A 20,048-nucleotide genomic window follows, 5' to 3' on the forward strand; every position below is an offset into this window, starting at 1 on the left:
CAAGGCTCAGGCCTGGCGCCTGAAACTGCAATGAATTGCTTTTCAAATTGCGATATAGCAGGTGTGGCGAGGGGATAAATCCCCTCGCCACAAAGGCAGGTTCGGGCACAATCAGCCCATACGAATAAGAGTCTGCCTCCCATGCTGATCGACGAAGAATTGACCCTGAAAAAACTCGAGGTGTTCCTGGCCTTCATGCGCACCGGCAACCTGGCGCGGGCGGCGGCCGATCTGCAAACCAGCAACGTCAGCGTGCATCGGGCCATTCACTCCTTGGAGAGCGCCCTGCGTTGTCCATTGTTCAAGCATGAGGGCCGCAACCTCACGCCGCTGGAAAGCGCCTATGTATTGGAAGAGCGTGCGCAGAAATTGATCCAGGACGTGATCGAAAGCGTGCGCCTGACCCGTGAGGCGGCTGGTTTTTCCGCCGAGCGTTTCAAGCTGGGATCGTTGTATTCATTGACGGTCAAGACCGTGCCGCAGCTGATCATGGGCCTGAAGATCCGCCGCAGCGAGCTCAATATCGACTTGATCATGGGCTCCAACATCGACCTGTTGTACAAGCTCAAGAACATGGAAGTCGATGCGATCCTGGTGTCGCTGGACGACAGCGTCAACGACCCGGACTGCGAGCAGATCCAGCTGTTTTCCGATGACATCTTCCTCGCCACGCCGGCCGACTCCCCCTTCGCCCAGCGCAGCGAAGTGGACCTGGCCGAAGTGCGCGACGAGACCTTCATCACCCTGACCCAAGGCTTCGCCACGCATCAGGACGGCGTTCGGGTATTCAAGCAGGCGGGGTTCGAGCCGAAGGTGGCGATGCAGGTCAACGACATCTTCACCCTGCTGAGCATGGTCAGCTCAGGGGTAGGCTATGCCTTGCTGCCGGGCAGGATCGCGGCGGTGTACGAAAACCGGGTGAAACTGATCCCGTTGCAGGAAAAGTACCGTTTGCAGCAGCACATCGGCGTAGTCTTTTTGAAAGCCAAGGAGCGCGACCCGAACCTGCTGGCGCTGTTGGCGGAGTGCCGGATGTATGCCAATCGCCAGGCTTGAAACCGAGCCGCGCCCATCGCGAGCAGGCTCGCTCCCACAGGGGATCTGTGAACACCGATCCAAAGTGGGAGCGAGCCTGCTCGCGATGGCGCCAGCGTAGTTAGCGAAGAGCCTAAGCCCTACCCCATCAACCCGCGCATGATCAGAAACAACAGCGAAGGCCCGAGCAAGCAGCCAAGCGCCGTATAGAACGCCGCCGTCAGGCAGCCATACGGCACCAGCTTCGGATCGGTCGCCGCCAGGCCGCCGGCCACGCCACTGGAAGTACCCATCAGCCCACCGAAGATCACCGCGCTGCGCGGGTTGTTGAGGCCGATGAAGGGCGCCACGAACGGCGTCGCCACCATCACCAGGATCGCCTTGATCAACCCGGCGGCGATGGACAGCGCCATCACCTCGGAACTGGCGCCAATCGCTGCCCCGGTCACCGGCCCGACAATATAGGTCACCGCCCCGGCGCCAATGGTGGTCAGGCTCACCACATCGGTGTAACCGAAGGCCATCGCCACCCCAACACCGGCGATAAATGAAGTCCCGACCCCGACGAACAAGGCCAGTATCCCCACGAAGCCGGCGCGCTTGAGCTCCTCGACGCTGACACCGAACGCCGTGGCGACAATCGCAAAATCACGCAGCATCGCGCCACCCAGCAAGCCGATCCCGGACAGCAGCGGGATGTCCACTACGCCCTTCTGCCCGCCGGTCATGGCCCCGCCGATGTATGAAAGCACCAGGCCCAGCAGGATCGCGATGGCCGAGCCATGCAGGCGACCTTTGGTGAACGTGTTACTCATCCAGTAGGACACCCACATGGTGATCCCGACAATCGCAAAACCACTGATCAGGCCGTAGCCGGTGATGACTTTCATCATGGATTCGTACATGGCGATCACCCGACCGTTTTCACGGACACGTTGGATTGAGGGTCCTTGTTACCAATGCGCACCAGCACCGGTACCAACGCAAAGGCAATCGCCACGGCCAGGGTCCCGGCCAGGATCGCCATCGGCCCGCCTTTCAGCGCGCCATAGACGTTTTGCTGCGCCGCCATCGCCACCACGATCGGGATATAGATGGCACTCCAGAATTCCACGCCAGCTTCAGACTTGCCCTTGAACAGGCCGCGCTTGTTCAGATAGCTGCCCAGGCCGATCAATAGCAGCATCGCAATGCCGACACCGCCGACGTTGGCCGGCACGCCGATCAATTTGCCCAGCAGCTCACCGATGAAAATACCCGCCAGGGTACAAAAGGCCAGAAACGCCACACCGTAGATAATCATTGTCGTAATCCTCAAAATGCATCGTCGAAGTTGTTGTTTTTGTGCTTCGCCAGCTTGAGTCGGTGTCTAGGGTTGGCGGCGTCCCTCCTCATGCAGTAGCGCTTGCAGCGTATCCAGCCGCGCGCCATCAAACGCCATGACAGTGCCTTGCTCGAACACCCGGCGCGCCAGCCCGGTGAGCACCGCGCCGGGCGGCAATTCGATTTGCAGGCGCACGCCACGCTCATAGGCGCTCTGCACCGTGCCGCGCCAATCGACGACACGGCACATGTTGAACGCCAGATCGTCGCGCAACGCATCGGTCTTGAACATCGGCCGGGCGCGGCTGCCACTGAGATAGCCCAATGTTGGCGCCTTCAACGGCACGTCGGCGAATGCCTGGGCCAACGTCCGGGCCGGTGCCTCCAGCAACGGGCAATGGGACGGCACGCTGACCGCCAGCCGGCAAGCCTTGCCCGCGCCTTGACGCCGGGCCTTTTCGGCGACGAGGCCCATGGCTTCGTCGCTGCCGGCGATGACTACCTGGTTATCGGCATTGATATTGGCGAGGTAGACCGGCGCTGTTTCGCTGTGTACCTGGGCAAGCAAGGTCTCCACCACCGCGAGGTCCAGGCCGATGATCGCCGTCATGCCGTAGCCTCGTGGATACGCCTGCTGCATCAGCTCGCCCCGCAGGCTGACCAGGCGCAGCGCATCCGCAAAATCCAGCGCCCCAGCCACGACCGCCGCCGGATAAGCACCGATGGACAGCCCCGCGACGTAATCCGGAGCGCGAGCCTGCTCAAGCAACCGACGAGCCGCCGCCACGCCTGCGATCAGCAGGCACAGCTGCACGGCGCGAGTCGATTGCAAAGCCTGGGCACTGTCCAATCGCAATACATCTTCACCCAGCACATCCCCCGCCTCTTCGAGGATCAGCGGTGCCAACCCATGGAGCATGCCCACGCGCTGCGCACCCTGGCCGGGAAAGACGAAAAGGCTGCTCACGCGACCTGCTCCACTGGAGATTGCCAAGGGTCGCTCACCAGGCGCGCCTGGACATCATCCTTGAGCAAGACCCGACGCGACGAGCCCGCCCACTCGCGTAGGGCGACGGCGCCGCAAGGCGTTTGCAACTGCATGTCCACGGCGCAGACCGAGGCATCCAACAGCGCCAGCAGTTCCTTGGCCTGGAGACGATTCAGACGACGCGGCGCGCGCAGAATCAAATCCAAGTCACTGCGTTCATGCAGCGCCTCGACACCCGTGGCCAATTCGAACCCGGCGCTGCCGCTCACGCCCCAGATCCAACCACTGGCGTCGAGCAAGGAGCGGAGCTGCGCCAGGGCGATCAGCGCAGGCAGGTCACGACGGCATTCGACATGACAAAGATCTTCCGGGCGTACCCGGCGCTGGACCGCAACCACAGGCATCGACGCGGCGTAACGCTGTTCCCGGGAGGGGCCGCGCAGGCCCACCGCGACGTGCCCGGGCAAGGTGAGCGCCCGACGCACCACCACCGGCTGCCCGAGGTCGAGCGATTCGACAGCCCAACCCGGCGCATCCGCAGGCAACTGCAAGGCAGTCATCCCCCAGAGCAGGTCATGGGCCAGGAACGTGCTCACCACTGCGCCCTCAACAACTGGCGAACTTGGCTGGAAGCTGCGCGATGGGCCGCCCCCAAACGCCCGCTCAGATCCCGAGGCGCACCCGCCACGTCGTTGATCGCCTGTTGCAGGCAATCAGACACCCGCCCCAGATCCGCTGCCGTCGGTTGCTCGATCTGCTCAACCGACAAGGTTTCCCAGAGCAAACCCAGGCTGGCGTAGCTGTCGATGTCATAGGCCATTGGCGGCACGCTGGCAGCCAGGGCTTCAAGTTCTTCGACACTGCGCAAGGTCACCCGCGCCGCCGAGGCCTTGCCCATGGCATGGACCATCACCCCCGGGTCGCGCAGGGCAATCAGCCGGTTGGCCTGGTAGCCGTGGGCCAGGAACGCGCCGGACATCGCCTTGCCCACCAGCAAGCCAATCACCGGGTGCCCGGCCAATCGGGCGCGGACATAACTGTCTGCCGCGCCAGCCAGTGCTTGGTGAATGCCGAGGGCTTCTTCGCGACGGCCATAAGCCTGGCTGGGCACATCGACGATGGCGATCAGCGCACGTTTGCGAGGCGCGTTGCGGTCGGCTTCGATGGCATCGTCCACCGCCTTGGCCAAGCCCCAACCTTCGAGCAACCCGACTTCGCCATTGCGCGCCCGAGGAAAACGGTTGTCGGGATCGGCCACCACGGCGATCAACCGCGCGGTTTGTTCGCCCAGTTGGACGTCGGCCACTTGCAGCGAAGCTGGCAAGCCATCCAACGGCTTGGCGCCGCCGCTCAAGGCCTCGAACCAGCGCGCGCCTCTCATTGAATACGAACTCATGGGCGTTCTCCCTGATACAGCTGGCGAACCGCTGACGGTTCGATTTGCACGTCGGTGTCCAGGCGGGCCAGGCGTTGCAGGAACAAATCGGCCTGACCGCTGCGGTGTTCGTCGGGCACACCCAGGTGCAACAGTTCGCCGACCTGCCGACGGATCTGCGCGACGTCATCGGCAACGTATCGGTCCACCAGCCCGGTCGCGTAGCGCTGCTCGCCGCCGGTCAGGCTCCAGATGAACGGACGATCGCGGGAGTCGTACTCGTCGATGCCGGCCTCCTGCTCGATCACTTGCGGGCCGTTCAACCCCAGCCGCGCTTCCTGGGTCACCAACAGGTAACTGCACAACCCGGCGGCAATCGACATGCCGCCAAAGCAGCCAACGCTGCCCGCTACCACGCCGATCACCGGTTGGAATTGGCGCAGGTCGACGATCGCCGAGTGGATCTCGGCGATCGCCGCGAGCCCGAGGTTGGCCTCCTGCAACCGCACGCCGCCGGTTTCCAGCAGCAGCACGACGCGGGTCGCGATGCCTTTGCGGTTGTCTTCAGCCGCCAGTTCCAGCGCACCGGCAATTTTTGCCCCGCCGACTTCGCCGAGGCTGCCGCCCTGGAACGCACCTTCGATGGCGGCGATCACCACCGGTAGGCCATCGAGCGTGCCCTTGGCGATCACCACGCCATCGTCGCTCTGCGGCACCACGCCTTGGCGCAGCAGCCATGGCGACATGACGCGCTGGAAGGGGTCGAGCAGTTCACGGAATGTTCCCTCGTCGAGCAAGGCCTTGGCCCGTTGCCGGGCACCGAGTTCGACGAAGCTGTGCTTGTTGAGCAGCGTTGCGCTGTCAGTCATGGCCGATCTCCTCGAAGCCTTGTTCCAGGCGCAGACGCACCACGCCTGGGGTGGCGCCGAAATCATGGATGTCGATGTTCATCGCCGGGGGCGTCTGGCCGTCGAACATGCGGGCGAACAAATGCTGCCAGCGTTGCTCGCTGCCATTGACCGAGGTCTGCACCTGAATGGTCAATTTTCCCGCCAGCCCCGGTTCGATCAGCACCTCCAGATCGCCCGAGCCGACGCAGCCCACCAGCGCCCGGCCTCGTGGCGGCTGTCCGGCGGAAAATTCAAAGGACAAGGTTTCCATCAGCACACTCCTGGAAAGAGGTCATCGCCGCGCTCGATACGGTCGAGAAAGAGGCAGGCGGCAAGCAGGTCGGCAGCGCCGCCGGGCGAGGCGTTCAAGGCAATCAATTGTTGGTCCAGCGCATGGAGTTGGCGGCGACCCACCAGGCTCGCGCTGCCACCGGCGTCGAGCACCGCTTTGGCGCCCTGTTGCATGGCTTGCAGCCCCGCTTCGCCGGCGCGGTAGAGCACGCAGGTGTCGGCCAGGGTGGTCATGATCGCCAGCAAGGCATCGAGCCGGGCGTTCTGTTCGCCCGCTCCAGCCGCGCGGCTGCGCTTGAGTTGCGGCAGGCCCAGGCCGGTGACGGCCGGGAACGCCAGCTGCGCTTCTTCCCGGGCACCGCGTACGCCGTAACGCTGGGCGACCTGGACGCCATGGCTCAAGGATTGGGGCGCATAACGGTCGTTGAGCAAGGCCAGACGAGCGGCGCGTAGGGTGACGGCGCCCGCGACGTTGGATTCAGGCTTCAGCGCCGCCGCAGCGATCAACAGGCCCAAGGCCCAGATCGCGCCACGATGAGTATTCACCCCACCCGTGGTGGCGAGCATCGCGGCTTCACCGTCACGGCCGATGCGGCCCAGGGCTTCGCGCAATGGCAGGCCGATCTCGCCACAGTCGAGGGCGGCTTCGGCCATTTCCTTGAAGGCCGGCCACAATGACAACGCCGAAGCGTGCATCAGACCCAAGTGCAGATCGGTATGGGCACCGCTGCCGCGCCGATCCACCAGCGCCGGTTTCGGCGAGAGGTCGGCCTCATCGATCAACGCGTCCACCGCCAGGTCGGCCAGACGTTCAGCCAGGGAAATTGGCTTGGGTTGCAGATTCAAGGCGCGCATTTACCAGCTCCTGAACTTGGCGGGCGGGTTGTAGAGGCCACCGGACCACTCCACCAGATCGGCCACGCTCTTGGCCGCGAGCAGCTCGCGGGTGGCGTCGGTGCGGCGGATACCGAGGTCTTCGGGCAAGGCAATCAACCCTTCGCGGCGCATGCGCGCGGTGTCTTTCGGGTCATGGCGCAAGCCGACGGCCGTCACCCCGGCCACGGCGGCGATCATCGCCTGGCGCTCTTCGAGGGAGCGGGCCTTGTACAGGTAGGCGATGCCTTCTTCGGTGAGCAGGTGGGTAACGTCGTCGCCGTAGATCATGATCGGCGCCAGGGGCATGCCGGCCTGCTTCGCCACGTCCACCGCGTCGAGGGTGTCGACGAAGGTCGGTTTGCCGCCCTCCTGGAACGTCTCGACCATCTGCACCACCAGCTTCTTGCCGCGCTCGAGCAGCGGCGCTTCGCCGTCGCCGTGGCGCATGTCGAGCCAGGCCGGGGTGCCATGACGACGGCCGCGCGGGTCGTGGCCCATGTTCGGCGCGCCGCCAAAACCGGCGAGTCGGCCACGGGTCACGGTTGAGGAATGACCGTCGCCGTCCACTTGCAGGGTAGCGCCGATGAACAGGTCCACCGCGTATTGCCCGGCCAGTTGGCAGACCATGCGATTTGAACGCAGCGAGCCGTCATGGCCGGTGAAGAACACGTCGGGCCGGGCGGCGATGTAGTTCTCCATGCCCAGTTCGGTGCCGAAGCAATGCACGCTTTCGACCCAGCCACTTTCGATGGCCGGGATCAGGGTCGGGTGCGGGTTGAGGGTCCAGTTGCGGCAGATCTTGCCTTTGAGGCCGAGGGATTCGCCGTAGGTCGGCAGGATCAATTCGATGGCGGCCGTGTTGAACCCAATGCCGTGGTTCAAGGATTGGACGTTGTGTTTTTCGTAGATCCCACGGATGGCCATCATCGCCATCAGCACATGCACAGGCTTGATGTGGCGCGGGTCGCGGGTGAACAGCGGCTCGATGTAGAACGGCTTGTCGGCCACCACCACGAAATCCACCCAGGACGCCGGGATGTCCACACGGGGCAGGTCGCTGACGTCGTCCACCAATTGGTTGACCTGGACAATGACGATGCCATCGCTGAAAGCCGCCGGTTCGATCAGCGCGGGGGTGTCTTCAGTGCTGGGGCCGGTGTAGATATTGCCGGCGCGGTCGGCCATGAAACCGGCCGAGAGCACAACGTTGGGAATCAAATCCACCACCAGCCGGGCATAGAGTTCGATGTAGGTGTGGATCGCGCCGATTTCCAGCAGGCCGTCTTCCAGCAATTGGCTGATGCGCAGGCTTTGGGTGCCGGCAAAGGAAAAATCCAGCTTGCGAGCGATGCCACGCTCGAAGAGGTCCAGGTGCTCGGAACGGCCGACGCTGGGCATGATCATGTGCAGGTCGTGCAGCTTCGATGGGTCGGCCTTGGCAAGGGAGCGCGAAAGAAAATCCGCCTGCTTCTGGTTATTGCCCTCCAGCACCACACGGTCGCCGGGCAAGATCAATGCCTCCAACGCCGCAACGATGTTATCGGTGGGCAACACCACGCCATCGGCAAGGTCCTTGACCAACGCCAGGCGCCGCTGCTTTTCGCTGCGCCGCCGCGTCCATCGCGAGTCGGGGGATATTGTTGTTGTCATGTCCACTCCACGGGTTCGCTTTCGTGGGGCTTACCTTAGGAGTGTTGTGGCGAGGGCATCAATCAAGCTCGATGGTGGATCGTTACGGTGGGAGTAATGGTTGAGTGCGGCGCGATGGACAGCGCTTTTCGTGGCGAGAAAGCTAGCTCCCTCGCCACGGATATCAGCTCTGGGACAGCCCCGCGGCAATCACCAGCTCCTCCAACGCCAACAGATCCGGTACTTTCGCCACATGTTCCCCGACCTGCACGGCGGCCTGCTCCAGCCCGCACAGCGGCACGTCAACGTAGCTCAACTGGCTGTCGAGCTTGTAGGAACGCGGGATGCCTTGGACCAGCAGGGCAATGAAGCGCAACTCCGGGCGGCCGCCCAGGGCGTTGAGCACGACGATGCGCGCGCGCTCGCCGATCATGGTTTTCTGGCCACAGGCCGACTCGAAACTCAGCAGTGGGATCTGGCGTTCGCGCCAGCTCACCCAGCCCAGAAACCAGGGCGGTGTGTCCATGTCGAACGCGCTGCTTTGGTAGTCGATCAGCTCCGCCACCGCGACATTGGGCAATACCAGATGCCGGTCGGCCAAGGGCAGCAATAACCCGGTGAGATGACTGGCGCGAAATTCATCCATGGTTTTTGCTCCAGTAGGCGATGCTGTCGAGCAGCACCGATTCCTGGTACGGCTTGCCCAGGTAATCGTTGACACCGATGGTCATCGCGCGGTCGCGATGCTTCTGGCCGGTGCGGGAGGTGATCATGATGATCGGCAAGTGCGCCAGGCTTGGGTCGTTGCGCACTTGGGTGGCGACTTCGAAGCCATCCATGCGCGGCATTTCGATGTCCAACAGCATCAGGTCAGGCGTGTGTTCGCTCAACAGGGCCATGGCGTCAACTCCGTCCTTGGCCGTGAGGACATGCATGCCATGGCGCTCCAGCAAGCGGCTGGTAACCTTGCGCACCGTCACCGAGTCGTCCACCACCAAAATCAGCAGCGGTCGCTGGGGTTCGCTCTCACTTTGGGTAGACAACTGGCGGCGCGGCACCTGGTGCGGCAAGGCGCGGATCGGCGCCAGCAGGTCGAGGATCAGCACCACCCGGCCGTCTCCCAGGATTGTCGCCCCGGACAGGCCCCGTACCGCTGAGAACTGCGAGCCGAGACTCTTGACCACGATCTCCCGGGTCCCAGCGGTGGCGTCCACCTGCACCGCGACGTGCCGTTCGTTGCACTGCACCAGCAGCACCGGCAAGGGCTGGCTTTGCCCCAGTAATTTCGGGCGGGCCGCGGTTTTCAGCAGCTCCCCCAAGTAACACAGCTCGTAGCGCTGCCCGGCGTAGGTGTAGGTGGGCGGATCGAGCTGGTAATAGCCGTCCAGTTCAGCGGGCAATACCCGGACGATGCTATCGATGGTGTTCAACGGAATTGCGTACTGGTCTTCATGGCACTGCACCATCAACGCCCGGTTCACCGACACCGTGAACGGCAGGCGAATGCGAAAGTGCACACCCTGCCCCGGCGTCGAGTCGATGGACATGGTGCCGCCCAACTGCCGCACCTCTTCGTGGACCACGTCCATGCCGACGCCACGCCCGGAAATCTGGGTAATTTTTTCCGCCGTGGAAAAGCCTGGCTGGAGAATGAACTGCAGCACATCACGGTCACTGATGTCGCTGTCGGGCGCCAGCAAGCCACGCTTGATCGCCTTGCGCCGCACCGCGTCCAGTGGCACTCCCGCACCGTCGTCGCGAATGTCGAAGATGATGTCGCCCCCCTCCCGGGACAAGTCGAGGCTGATGCGCCCCTTGGCCGGCTTTCCGGCGGCGATACGCACATCGGCGGGTTCAAGGCCATGGTCGACGGCGTTGCGCAACATATGCTCCAAAGGCGCCGCCATGCGTTCGAGCACGTTGCGGTCCATCTCGCCCTCGGCATTGTCGACCACGAACTCGACGTCCTTGCCCAGTTCTTGGGCGACTTGCCGGACGATGCGCTTGAGTCTCGGCACCATGCGCTCGAACGGCACCATGCGCGTACGCATCAGGCCTTCCTGGAGCTCGGTATTGATGCGCCCTTGCTGTTGCAGCAGGTTTTCCGCGTCGTGATTGCTGCGGTCAAGGGTTTCCTTGAGATCGAGCAAGTCCGAAGCGGACTCGAACAGCGCCCGGGACAATTGCTGCAACTGGGAATGGCGGTCCATCTCCAAGGGGTCGAATTCTTCGTAGCCCAACCGCTCGGCTTCCGCTTGCTGGCGGCTGAGAATGCGCCCCTGGGTTTCGGTATCCAGGCGACGCAACTGATCGCGCATGCGCTCGATGGTGGTTTCCATCTCGCCCAGGGCAATACGCGCGTCGTTGACTTGTTGCTCGATACGGCCACGGAAGATCGATGTTTCGCCAGCGAGGTTGACCAGGTCGTCGAGCAATTCGGCGGAGACCTTCACTGTGTCCACGCCGTCGCCCGACATTGCGGGCTCGGGTCGCGACGGCAGCGTTGCTGGCGCCTGGATCGAGGCAGGCTCCGGTGTTGCAACAGGTTCGGGCGCCTCGTTCTCCTGCGGATGGCCCACCGCGTGGATCCGCGCGATCAACCGATCGCCTGGCGGACACGGCTGCCCTGCGCGGACCGCGTCGAGCATCTGCGCCAGTCGGTCATGACTGCTTTGCAGCAGGACAAATAGCTCGGGGCCCGGTTGCAGCAGACCCGCCGACAGGCCTTCGTAAAGGTTTTCCAGTTCATGGGCGAGATCGCCGATGGGGGCGATTTCCACCATCCGTGCGCCGCCCTTGAGGGTATGCAAGTCCCTCAGCAAGGTTTCCACGGCCTGGCGGTTGCCCGGGTCTTCCTGCCAGCGCAGCAAAGCAGCGCCGGAACTGTCGAGGATGTCGAAACCCTCCTCGAGAAAGATTTCCAGCAGCTCCGGGTCATGCCCCGTGGCATCGCTCGGACTCGCCCCCGGTGTCTCGATGGCGTTCGGCCGGTCCTGGCGGAACCGGTGGATAGCGTCGATCAGCGCAACGGGATCGCCCAGTGGCTGGCCTTGCTGCAACTGCCCGAGCAAAAGATCGAGGCGCGCATGGCTGCTGTCGAGCAGTTGCGCCAGTTCCTCGCTGTAGCTGTAGCGGCGATCCACCAGTCCCTCATAGAGGCTTTCGAGCTCCTGGGCGAGGTCACTGACCGGCCGGATATTCGCCATGCGCGCGCCGCCCTTGAGCGTATGCAGATCGCGCTGCAGCGACGACAGCGGCGCGCCGTTGTCCGGATCGGCGAGCCAGCGCTGCAAGGCCTGGGCGGCGCTTTCCAGGATGTCCTGCGCCTCTTCGAGGAAGATCGAGGCGATGTCGTCGTCGACCGAGGTCTCGGTGGTCGCGCCCTGCTCCATTTCGGCGGTCGCCTGTCCCAGCTCGCGGATGCTAAGGGTGCGACTGCCGTCGCTGCGAATCAGCCCCGTGGCGGCTGGGTCGAGACTCTCTTCGAGCAGTTTGCGCAGGGCTTGCACCCGCTCGGACCGCGAATGCACATGCTGGCCGGCCGCCAACTCGTCGAGCATGTCGATCAACGCTTCGTGGGCGCGTTGCGCTTCCTGGAAAAAGGCGTCGCTGACTGCGAGGCTGCTTTCCTCCACCGCGCCGTAGAGGTCGAGCAACGCTTCGCAGAGCTCGTCCACCGGGTGCAGGTCGGCCAGGTGCGCGCCTTCGCCCAGGGTGGTCAGCTCATCGAGCAAGGCACTCAATTCCTGGCTTTCAGCGGGATGCTGCTGCCAACGCTGCAACAGGTTCTCTGCGTCCAACAGGATATCCATGCCTTGGGCGAGGAAGTTATTGATCAACTGCGGATCACGCTTGGTCCGCGCGCCTTGATCCACCGCGCCAACCGCCGCCTGCAAGCGCTCGGCCAGCAGCGCCCGGGCCCGCTGGATCAAGTCGGCGGCACCGGCTATCGAAGCCAACGGTTCGCTGTGCAACTGGCGCAGGCCGCGTCTCAACAGCCCCTCGCCCTCAAGCAGCAGTTCAATCTCATCCAGGTCCAGCGCCAGCGAATGCGCCTTGTATTCCCGGGCCAGCTCGTCCAGCGCCCCGGCAAGCTCGGCAATGGGCAGCACACCGGCCATCGATGCGCTGCCCTTGAGGGTGTGCAACGCCCGTTGCAGTTCGTCGCTGGCCTGCAACGGCAGTTGTTCGGCGGCTTGATCAAGGAAGCGATCGAGCGTGGCGAGGTGCCCTTGGGCTTCGTTGTCGAAAATGTTCAGGAGCAGCGGATCGAGAGCCGTCACGTCTCGCTCGTCGTCATCGTCTTCATCGCTGCCCTTGGCAAGAGCATGGGCGCGAGCCGCCAGACGATCGACGTCGTCACGCTGGGATTGGCGGTGCGCGGCGAATTCGGCGACCAGGGCCGGCAGCAGTTGCACCGTTTCTTCAATCAACTGCCGGACCGAAGCGCCTGGCTCCACGCTGCGTTCCAGCACCCGGTTGAGCAGGTTTTCCACGGCCCAGGCCAACTCACCGAGGATCAGCGCCCGAACCATCCGGCCGCTGCCCTTGACGGTGTGGAAGGCTCGGCGCAGTTCTGTGAGGGCGCCATGATCGTCCGGATGGGCAGCCCAGCGCGGCAGGTACTCGTTCAAGACATCGAGCACTTCGGCGGTTTCCTCGAGGAACACCTCGCGCAGCTCATCGTCTATCGGGCTTTCGTCCGCCGGGGGCGGCAGCAGGCTGGCCGGCATGTTTCTCGCCGGCGGGTTGACCGCCGAGACCGGGCTGGCCAGGACTTCGGCCAAGGATTGCACGGTCTGCGGGTCGTCCAGCTCTTGCAGATCCTGCATGACCTGGGCTTCGTTGGGGCTGAGCACGTCATCGAGTAACGGCACGCGGGCTTCGTCGGGGAAATACCCGAGGGCGCCCAGGCTGCGCTCGACCCCATCAAGCAGGTTCTCGGCAGGCTTGTGGGGGTCTTCGCTCAAGCGCTCCAGGTAATATTCCAGGCCGGTGATCACGTCGGCCAGGTGATCCAGCTCTTCCCAGCCCGGTCGGGCATGCTCGAGCAACAGGTGCTCGTGGATGAAACCGTGGCAAGCCTCCACGAGGCTGGCAGCACGGGTCAACGGGATCATCGCCAGCGCACCGCGCACCTGGGTCAGCAGCGCCGGCAATGGCTGGAGCTGCTCGCTGTTCCAGTCCGCGTCGATGTAGTCGACGATCAGGTCCTTGGCCTGCTGCAGGCAGGTGTGGGCTTCCTTGATGACGATCTGGTGGATCTGGGTCAGGTCGGTGGTCGGCAGACGGTTGTCTTCGCGGCTCTCCGGCTCGACAGTGCCGACCATGCCAGCCAGGGTCGCCTCGACATAGAGCAGGGCACCGGCGACGTCCATCAGGGTCGCGTCATCCGGCTCGCGTTGGCCCTGGGCCAGGCTCAGGACCACCGCCAACTGGTCGATGATCACTTTTCGGGGCTGGCCGAAACCCAGCACCGCCAGGGTGTCGGCGATCTGGCGCAGGGGCGCCAGCAAGCTGTCCAGCTCCGTGACGTGCTGCCGATCGCTGCGCACGAAAAGGTCCAGGCGTTCCTTGACCCGGACCAGTTCCTCGCAGAGCGCCGCCAGCACCGAGCGCATGGCATCGCGGTCGGGCCCGGCCAGGCGGGCCCGTTCCTCATCGACCATGGCGCTGTCGGGCAGCGCGTCGTCCAGTGAGTAGCGTTCTTTCATGATCTGCATCTGCCCGCTGGGATGTTCGGCCTTGGCAATATAGAACAACAGGCTCTTGACCAGGTGTGACGGGGCCGGTTGATTGACGCCTGGCATGCCCTGCACCAGCAGGCGCTTGAGCTCCTTGTCGGCATCCTTGAACAGGCTGCGCAACGCCGGGCTGTTGGCGATGCGCCCCTCGCGCATGCCCTCGACCAATGCCGAAGCGACCTGCCACAACGCATTGAGTGGCGCCCCGGCGCACAGCGTTTCCAAACGGTGGAAGACCTTGGCCAGGTAGCCGAGGTGAGTGGCGTCGTCTTGTTCGCGCAACAACCCCACCAACGCGACCTGCAAGGTTTGGCGCAGCTTGCGCAGGGTGCCTGGCAGGTCGGCGGGTTCGAGCCGTTTCAAGGCGTCATCCCTGAGAGGCGCGACATCAGGCAACTGCGGGCTGAACAGGCTGGTCTCCGACAACAGGCTTTCGCCCCTGGCGCTGCGCAAGTCGTTGATCAACGGCAGCACCACCAGCGGCAGGTCGCGACGGGCGCCTTGCACACGTTCAAGATAGGCCGGCAATTGGCCCAGGGCCTGGCGCAACAGGCTGACGGCCTCGTCGCGGTGGGCAATACGATTGTCCTGCAGCGCGATGCACAGTTGCTCCATTTCTTCGGCGAGTAACGCCGCGCCATAAAACTCGACCATCTGCAGGCCACCGTGGACCTGATGGATACAGGCCAGGCATAGGGCAAGTGCATCCGGCGCCTGCGGGTCGTCCTCCGGACGATTGAGTGCCAGATGAGCCTGCCTCAGCGTTTCGGCAATCTCGCCCTTGACCCACTCCAGGGCCACGTAGTCGTGCCGATCACCCATATCCACTCCAAATCAACAGTCATATGCAGCAGAGCACCTCAGCCCTTTTGGCGAGGGAGCTTGCTCCCGCTGGGCCGGTTCGACGCCTCGGGCGCAACGGCCAAGGATTTTATGAGCGCTGCGCGCTCAAGCGGGAGCAAGTTCCCTCTCCACAAAAACTTCCTCGCCAGATGCGTTTTTTCAATGTGCAGCGCTGGTCAGTCACTGCTTGTCCTCATCGCCAGCCGGTGCTGGCGGCAAGGTGAAACCCGACACCGAGCGGCGCAGTTGGCTGGCCATCTTCGCCAGGTTGCCGATGCTCTCGGCGGTGGCGGTGGAGCCGGACGAGGTCTGCGAGGTGATCTGCTGAATCACGTTCATGGTCAAGGAAATCTGCCCTGCGGAGGTGGTCTGCTGCTGCGCCGCGTTGGAAATGCTCTGGATCAGTGCCGCCAGGGTCTTGGACACACCTTCGATTTCCTCCAGGGCGACGCCGGCGTCCTGGGCCAGGCGGGCACCGCGCACCACTTCGGTGGTGGTCTGTTCCATGGAGATCACCGCTTCATTGGTGTCGGCCTGGATCGCCCGCACCAGCGTTTCGATCTGCCGGGTCGCCGCCGAGGAACGCTCCGCCAACCGCTGCACTTCGTCGGCCACCACTGCGAAGCCGCGACCGGCATCACCGGCCATGGACGCCTGGATCGCCGCGTTGAGTGCCAGGATGTTGGTCTGGTCGGCGATGTCGTCGATCAGGCTGACAATGTCGCCAATTTCCTGGGACGACTCGCCCAACCGCTTGATGCGCTTGGCGGTGTCCTGGATCTGTTCGCGAATGTTATCCATGCCATGGATGGTGTTGTGCACCACCTCGTTGCCCTTGTTGGCGATTTCCACGGAGCGCTCGGCCACCGCCGACGACTCGGCGGCATTGGCCGAAACCTGGTCGATGGATTGCGCCATTTCATTGATTGAAGTCGATGCTTCGGAAATTTGCTGGGCCTGGTGCTCGGATGCCTGGGCCAGGTGCATCGCCGTGGCCTGGGTTTCCTGCACGGCGGCAGCGACCTGGCCGGCGGTGAGGTTGATGGTCGCCACCAGATCACGCAACTGATCCACCGAGTAGTTGATCGAGTCGGCGATGGTCCCGGTGAAATCCTCGGTGACCGAGGCAGTGACGGTCAGGTCGCCGTCGGCCAGGTCCTCGATTTCGTCGAGCAATCGCATGATTGCATTCTGGTTGCGCTCGTTCTTTTCCGCCGTCTCTCTCAACTGGCGGTTGGTTTCGCGAACCATGACCAGGCCGATAAGGATAATCGACATCAGCGCCAGCAGGCCCAATACATAGCCGCCAATGGTGTTGACCGAACGCCCGCCCGCCAGGTTCTCGAACGCCGTGGCCAGGTGCGAGGCCTCATCGAGGAGGGTTTGCGACAGGCTGAAGATATTGCTCGCCGACTCGCGGACCTTGAACAGCTCCGGGGAGGTCTCGAGGATTTCATCCACCGAGCCCGAGACGAACTCGAACAGCTCGCTGATTTCCGACAGGCGCGCCCGGGCATCGCGATCCTGTACCTGGGGGATCTTCAAGGTCGGGTCCCCTTGCAGCATGCCGTTGAGCACCTGGCCGAAACGCGCGGCGTCGCGGCCAAAGGTATCGGCGGCCTGGCTGGCATTTTCATCGCCGGCCAATACGGTATTCACCGCGCCGAGGATGCGTTCGGCCAGCAGCGACTGGCGCTGGGCCATGGCCACCTGGGCGGCCGGCGCTCCACGTTGCAGGAGGATCTCGACGACTTTTTCATACTCGACCTGCAGTTGCGGAACGGTTTCGGCCAGGGTCGCCGCGACTTGATGCAGCGACAGGACGGTTTGCTCGCTGGAGAGGATGGCATCGGTATTCTTCAGCAGCCGCTCCCAGTCCAACTGCACGGCACGCATCTGCGGCCGCAGGGTGGCGGGCGCCGGCGGCAGGCCGGTCACCGGATCGCCCTGTTTCAGGTAGCCCCAGCGCTGGGCGAAGTCGTTGCGCGCATCGCTCAGCAGCTTGAACGCAGCCGCCTTGCCGGCCGCGGCCTCGGTGGCGTTCTTGGCGATGCGCTGGGACAACACCCGCAGCTCACCGGCATGGCCGATGTACTGTTTGTCATAGGTGGACTGGACGTTGAGGTACGCGAAATTGGCGAACAACAGCATGATGAAGACAATCAGCGCGACGAACAGCACGATGATCTGCGAACGACTGCGCGACGCTTCCAGTGGCTTGCCTGTTTTTGCTTTGATCATCGGTTCTCGCCTGTCCCCAAAACCCCAAACCACCGCCATTCAAATGTGGGAGCGAGCTTGCTCGCGATAGCGGCGGTACAGCTTGCATCAATGTTGACTGCACTGGCGCCATCGCGAGCAAGCTCGCTCCCACAGGGGCCGCGCTGCGGCCTGTTAAACCGCCACATCCATGAACCCCGGCGAACGCGCCAAGGCAAACGGGCTGAACACCTGCCATTGCCGCTCGCCGGCGAAACGGCCCTGGACGTACGCCGATTCCGGGCGATCCAAGGAGGCCGTGGGAATCGCTTCAAGGCTGTCCTTGGCAAAATGCTGCAAGCCGAGCACTTCGTCCACCAGCAAACCGGCGAAGACTTCGTCATGGTCCACCACCAATACCCGCCGCTGCTTGCGCACGCTGGACAGTTCATGGCCGAAAAAACCGCACAGGTCCATCAGCGGCAACAAACGCCCCCGCAGGTTGGCGACTCCGCGAACCCATGGCTTGACCCCGGGCAACGAGGTGTGGCGCGGCTCATGCAGCACTTCACTCACTTCGCCCATGGGCGCCACGTACCAATGTTCGCCCAGGCGAAAACCGATGCCGCTCCAGCTGTCCCGGTGCATGGGCTGGGACGGGAGGTCCGCGCCCAGCAACCGGCAGCGTCGATCGATCTGAAGCAACAGTTCGAATGCGGTCAGGGAGTGGCTCATGCCCGCGTCGTCAGCCTTCCAGCACTTTGTTCAGGGTCGTGATCAGGGTGTCCTCGTCCACCGGCTTGGTCAGATAGTCCTTCGCACCCTGGCGCGTACCCCAGACCTTGTCGGTGTCCTGGTCCTTGGTCGTGATGATGATCACGGGGATGTGTCCGGTATCAGGGTCCTTGGTCAGCTGGCGCGTGGCCTGGAAACCGTTGAGGCCGGGCATGACGATATCCATCAATACCGCATCGGGTTTTTCCTGGCGGGCCAATGCCACGCCATCGGCGCCGTTTTCGGCCTTCAGGACCTCGTGGCCGTGCTTTTCCAGCATGCCAGTGAGCTTGTACATCTCAGTCGGCGAATCATCGACGATCAGAACGCGTGCCATGGTGTTCCCCATTCTTCTGGACCTCGGGCCCGAGGCCGAGCGTCATTAATGTGCCTGGTGCGACTGGACAGCGGCAAAGCCCGGGACATGGGCCTGTATCGCGCCCAGCAGTTCTTCCTTGCTGAAAGGCTTGGTCAGGAATTGATCGGAGCCGACGATGCGCCCCTTGGCCTTGTCGAACAGACCATCGCGGGACGACAGCATGATCACGGGCGTCGCCTTGAAGGCGCTGTTGTTCTTGATCAGGGCGCAGGTCTGGTAACCGTCCAGGCGCGGCATCATGATATCGACAAAGATAATGCCTGGATGATGATCGACGATCTTGGCCAGGGCATCGAAGCCGTCGACCGCCGTTATCACTTCGCAACCAACGTTGCGCAGCAGGGTTTCGGCGGTGCGGCGGATGGTCTTCGAGTCGTCGATGACCATCACCTTCAAAGCGCTGGGTTGCTGCTGCGTAAGATGCTCTGCCATTGCTACTGCGAACCGGTTTTTAACGCATAAGTGTGATCGACAGCGCAAACCCTTGATGTTCAAGGCCCGCACGTCACATGGCAGCCTTTTTAGCACAGTCTCCAGCAACGATCTATCCGCCGCTCGGTACGGTGGTTTTTCCTTGACCGCCAATCTTCGGGGCGCCACTCTGACGCCACTTTTTCAGCCATTTGTGCCCATCAAATTTCGAGGAACCAAGCCATGAGCGTACGCGTCGGCATTGTCATGGACCCAATCGCCAGCATTTCCTATAAGAAGGATAGCTCGCTGGCCATGCTGCTGGCCGCTCAAAAGCGCGGCTGGGAGTTGTTCTACATGGAACAGCGCGACCTCTACCAGGCCGAAGGCCAGGCCCGGGCACGGATGAAGCCGCTGAAAGTCTTCGCCAACCCCGAGAAATGGTTCGAACTGGGTGACGAGAACGACGCGCTGCTAAGCGACCTGGACGTGATCCTGATGCGCAAGGATCCGCCGTTCGACATGGAATTCGTGTATTCCACTTATCTGCTGGAACAAGCTGAAAGCGCCGGCGTGCTGGTGGTCAACAAGCCGCAGAGCCTGCGCGACTGCAACGAAAAGCTGTTCGCCACGCTATTCCCGCAATGCACGCCGCCCACCATCGTCAGCCGTCGCCCGGACGTGTTGCGCGAATTTGCCGATCATCATGGCGACGTCATCCTCAAGCCCCTGGACGGCATGGGCGGCTCTTCGATCTTCCGCCACACCGCAGGCCATCCGAACCTGTCGGTGATCCTGGAAACCCTGACCTTGCATGGCCAGCAACAGATCATGATCCAGGGCTACCTGCCGGCTATCGTCGACGGCGACAAGCGCATCCTGATGATCGACGGCGAACCCGTCGATTATTGCCTGGCGCGCATCCCGGCGGCCGGCGAAACCCGTGGCAACCTGGCGGCCGGTGGTCGTGGCGAAGCTCGTCCGCTGACCGACAAGGATCGCTGGATCGCCGCCCAGGTCGGCCCGACGCTGCGCGAGAAAGGCCTTCTGTTCGTCGGCCTGGACGTGATCGGCGAGCATCTGACGGAGATCAACGTCACCAGCCCGACCTGCATCCGCGAGATCGACAATGCCTTCGGCACGGACATCGGCGGCATGCTGATGGACGCCATCGAGAAGCAGCTGCAAGCGGCAAGCCACACGCGGCAAGCTTGATGCAGCTTGTCGCTTGCTGCTTGAGGCTTGAAGTTAAAAACCAACATTGCGTTATCATGCCCGGCCTGTGAAACCC

General features: G+C 63.3%; 17 protein-coding genes. 2 read left to right on the forward strand and 15 right to left on the reverse strand.

Annotated features, from left to right (window positions below; all coding sequences use genetic code 11):
- The first annotated feature begins 141 nt into the window (after window positions 1-141).
- Window positions 142-1,056, forward strand: coding sequence for a LysR family transcriptional regulator (locus J3P76_RS23800; protein WP_434561831.1), 915 nt, complete (start codon window positions 142-144; stop codon window positions 1,054-1,056).
- Between the two features lie 119 nt (window positions 1,057-1,175).
- On the opposite strand, the gene madM is transcribed toward J3P76_RS23800, so the two are convergent.
- The 15 genes from madM to pilG form a co-directional block, all read right to left on the reverse strand.
- Window positions 1,176-1,940: a malonate transporter subunit MadM gene (gene madM / locus J3P76_RS23805; protein ID WP_420765007.1), complete on the reverse strand. Its 765-nt coding sequence runs from the start codon at window positions 1,938-1,940 to the stop codon at window positions 1,176-1,178.
- A 5-nt stretch (window positions 1,941-1,945) separates the two neighbouring features.
- Window positions 1,946-2,338, reverse strand: coding sequence for a malonate transporter subunit MadL (madL, locus tag J3P76_RS23810; protein WP_420765008.1), 393 nt, complete (start codon window positions 2,336-2,338; stop codon window positions 1,946-1,948).
- Between the two features lie 66 nt (window positions 2,339-2,404).
- Entirely contained in the window at window positions 2,405-3,325 is a 921-nt protein-coding gene (mdcH, locus tag J3P76_RS23815; protein WP_434561829.1) for a malonate decarboxylase subunit epsilon, read from the reverse strand.
- Complete coding sequence (locus J3P76_RS23820; protein WP_434609062.1) at window positions 3,322-3,945, reverse strand: malonate decarboxylase holo-ACP synthase; 624 nt, start codon at window positions 3,943-3,945, stop codon at window positions 3,322-3,324. The genes mdcH and J3P76_RS23820 overlap by 4 nt, the downstream gene beginning before the upstream one ends.
- A complete protein-coding gene (gene mdcE / locus J3P76_RS23825) occupies window positions 3,939-4,742 on the reverse strand; it encodes a biotin-independent malonate decarboxylase subunit gamma (protein ID WP_434609060.1) in 804 nt (267 codons plus the stop codon). The genes J3P76_RS23820 and mdcE overlap by 7 nt, the downstream gene beginning before the upstream one ends.
- The gene (locus tag J3P76_RS23830) at window positions 4,739-5,590 is read right to left on the reverse strand and encodes a biotin-independent malonate decarboxylase subunit beta (protein ID WP_434609058.1); all 852 of its coding nucleotides are present in this window, start codon (window positions 5,588-5,590) and stop codon (window positions 4,739-4,741) included. The genes mdcE and J3P76_RS23830 overlap by 4 nt, the downstream gene beginning before the upstream one ends.
- A complete protein-coding gene (locus tag J3P76_RS23835) occupies window positions 5,583-5,882 on the reverse strand; it encodes a malonate decarboxylase subunit delta (RefSeq protein ID WP_420765013.1) in 300 nt (99 codons plus the stop codon). The genes J3P76_RS23830 and J3P76_RS23835 overlap by 8 nt, the downstream gene beginning before the upstream one ends.
- A complete protein-coding gene (locus J3P76_RS23840; protein WP_434609056.1) occupies window positions 5,882-6,757 on the reverse strand; it encodes a triphosphoribosyl-dephospho-CoA synthase in 876 nt (291 codons plus the stop codon). The genes J3P76_RS23835 and J3P76_RS23840 overlap by 1 nt, the downstream gene beginning before the upstream one ends.
- Entirely contained in the window at window positions 6,758-8,428 is a 1,671-nt protein-coding gene (gene mdcA / locus J3P76_RS23845) for a malonate decarboxylase subunit alpha (protein ID WP_434609054.1), read from the reverse strand.
- Between the two features lie 163 nt (window positions 8,429-8,591).
- A complete protein-coding gene (locus J3P76_RS23850; protein WP_434609052.1) occupies window positions 8,592-9,053 on the reverse strand; it encodes a chemotaxis protein CheW in 462 nt (153 codons plus the stop codon).
- On the reverse strand, window positions 9,046-14,973 hold the full coding sequence (locus J3P76_RS23855; protein ID WP_434609050.1) for an Hpt domain-containing protein: 5,928 nt from the start codon (window positions 14,971-14,973) through the stop codon (window positions 9,046-9,048). Before J3P76_RS23855 ends, J3P76_RS23850 begins: the two co-directional genes overlap by 8 nt.
- Before the next feature lie 201 nt (window positions 14,974-15,174).
- Window positions 15,175-17,235 carry a methyl-accepting chemotaxis protein gene (locus J3P76_RS23860; protein WP_434561815.1) on the reverse strand — a complete coding sequence of 687 codons (2,061 nt, stop codon included), beginning with the start codon at window positions 17,233-17,235 and terminating at the stop codon, window positions 15,175-15,177.
- A gap of 153 nt (window positions 17,236-17,388) precedes the next feature.
- Window positions 17,389-17,928: a chemotaxis protein CheW gene (locus tag J3P76_RS23865; RefSeq protein ID WP_420765020.1), complete on the reverse strand. Its 540-nt coding sequence runs from the start codon at window positions 17,926-17,928 to the stop codon at window positions 17,389-17,391.
- Window positions 17,929-17,938: 10 nt separating this feature from the next.
- A complete protein-coding gene (gene pilH, locus J3P76_RS23870; RefSeq protein WP_420765021.1) occupies window positions 17,939-18,304 on the reverse strand; it encodes a twitching motility response regulator PilH in 366 nt (121 codons plus the stop codon).
- A 45-nt stretch (window positions 18,305-18,349) separates the two neighbouring features.
- On the reverse strand, window positions 18,350-18,778 hold the full coding sequence (gene pilG, locus J3P76_RS23875) for a twitching motility response regulator PilG (RefSeq protein WP_434561813.1): 429 nt from the start codon (window positions 18,776-18,778) through the stop codon (window positions 18,350-18,352).
- A 222-nt stretch (window positions 18,779-19,000) separates the two neighbouring features.
- Between pilG and gshB the strand changes: the two genes are divergently transcribed.
- Window positions 19,001-19,972, forward strand: a complete 972-nt coding sequence (gene gshB / locus J3P76_RS23880) for a glutathione synthase (RefSeq protein ID WP_420765023.1) — start codon at window positions 19,001-19,003, stop codon at window positions 19,970-19,972.
- The last annotated feature ends 76 nt before the right edge of the window (window positions 19,973-20,048 follow it).

This window comes from Pseudomonas sp. D1-36 (assembly GCF_051132205.1).
In the GTDB taxonomy this organism is placed as follows: Bacteria; Pseudomonadota; Gammaproteobacteria; order Pseudomonadales; family Pseudomonadaceae; genus Aquipseudomonas.

What these genes read in the sequence shown, in the direction of transcription:
- J3P76_RS23800 (WP_434561831.1), top strand. Translation starts at nt 142, where the DNA reads ATGCTGATCGACGAAGAATTGACCCTGAAAAAACTCGAGGTGTTCCTG.
- madM (WP_420765007.1), bottom strand. Translation starts at nt 1,940, where the DNA reads ATGTACGAATCCATGATGAAAGTCATCACCGGCTACGGCCTGATCAGT.
- madL (WP_420765008.1), bottom strand. Translation starts at nt 2,338, where the DNA reads ATGATTATCTACGGTGTGGCGTTTCTGGCCTTTTGTACCCTGGCGGGT.
- mdcE (WP_434609060.1), bottom strand. Translation starts at nt 4,742, where the DNA reads ATGAGTTCGTATTCAATGAGAGGCGCGCGCTGGTTCGAGGCCTTGAGC.
- J3P76_RS23830 (WP_434609058.1), bottom strand. Translation starts at nt 5,590, where the DNA reads ATGACTGACAGCGCAACGCTGCTCAACAAGCACAGCTTCGTCGAACTC.
- J3P76_RS23835 (WP_420765013.1), bottom strand. Translation starts at nt 5,882, where the DNA reads ATGGAAACCTTGTCCTTTGAATTTTCCGCCGGACAGCCGCCACGAGGC.
- J3P76_RS23840 (WP_434609056.1), bottom strand. Translation starts at nt 6,757, where the DNA reads ATGCGCGCCTTGAATCTGCAACCCAAGCCAATTTCCCTGGCTGAACGT.
- mdcA (WP_434609054.1), bottom strand. Translation starts at nt 8,428, where the DNA reads ATGACAACAACAATATCCCCCGACTCGCGATGGACGCGGCGGCGCAGC.
- J3P76_RS23850 (WP_434609052.1), bottom strand. Translation starts at nt 9,053, where the DNA reads ATGGATGAATTTCGCGCCAGTCATCTCACCGGGTTATTGCTGCCCTTG.
- J3P76_RS23855 (WP_434609050.1), bottom strand. Translation starts at nt 14,973, where the DNA reads ATGGGTGATCGGCACGACTACGTGGCCCTGGAGTGGGTCAAGGGCGAG.
- J3P76_RS23860 (WP_434561815.1), bottom strand. Translation starts at nt 17,235, where the DNA reads ATGATCAAAGCAAAAACAGGCAAGCCACTGGAAGCGTCGCGCAGTCGT.
- J3P76_RS23865 (WP_420765020.1), bottom strand. Translation starts at nt 17,928, where the DNA reads ATGAGCCACTCCCTGACCGCATTCGAACTGTTGCTTCAGATCGATCGA.
- pilH (WP_420765021.1), bottom strand. Translation starts at nt 18,304, where the DNA reads ATGGCACGCGTTCTGATCGTCGATGATTCGCCGACTGAGATGTACAAG.
- pilG (WP_434561813.1), bottom strand. Translation starts at nt 18,778, where the DNA reads ATGGCAGAGCATCTTACGCAGCAGCAACCCAGCGCTTTGAAGGTGATG.
- gshB (WP_420765023.1), top strand. Translation starts at nt 19,001, where the DNA reads ATGAGCGTACGCGTCGGCATTGTCATGGACCCAATCGCCAGCATTTCC.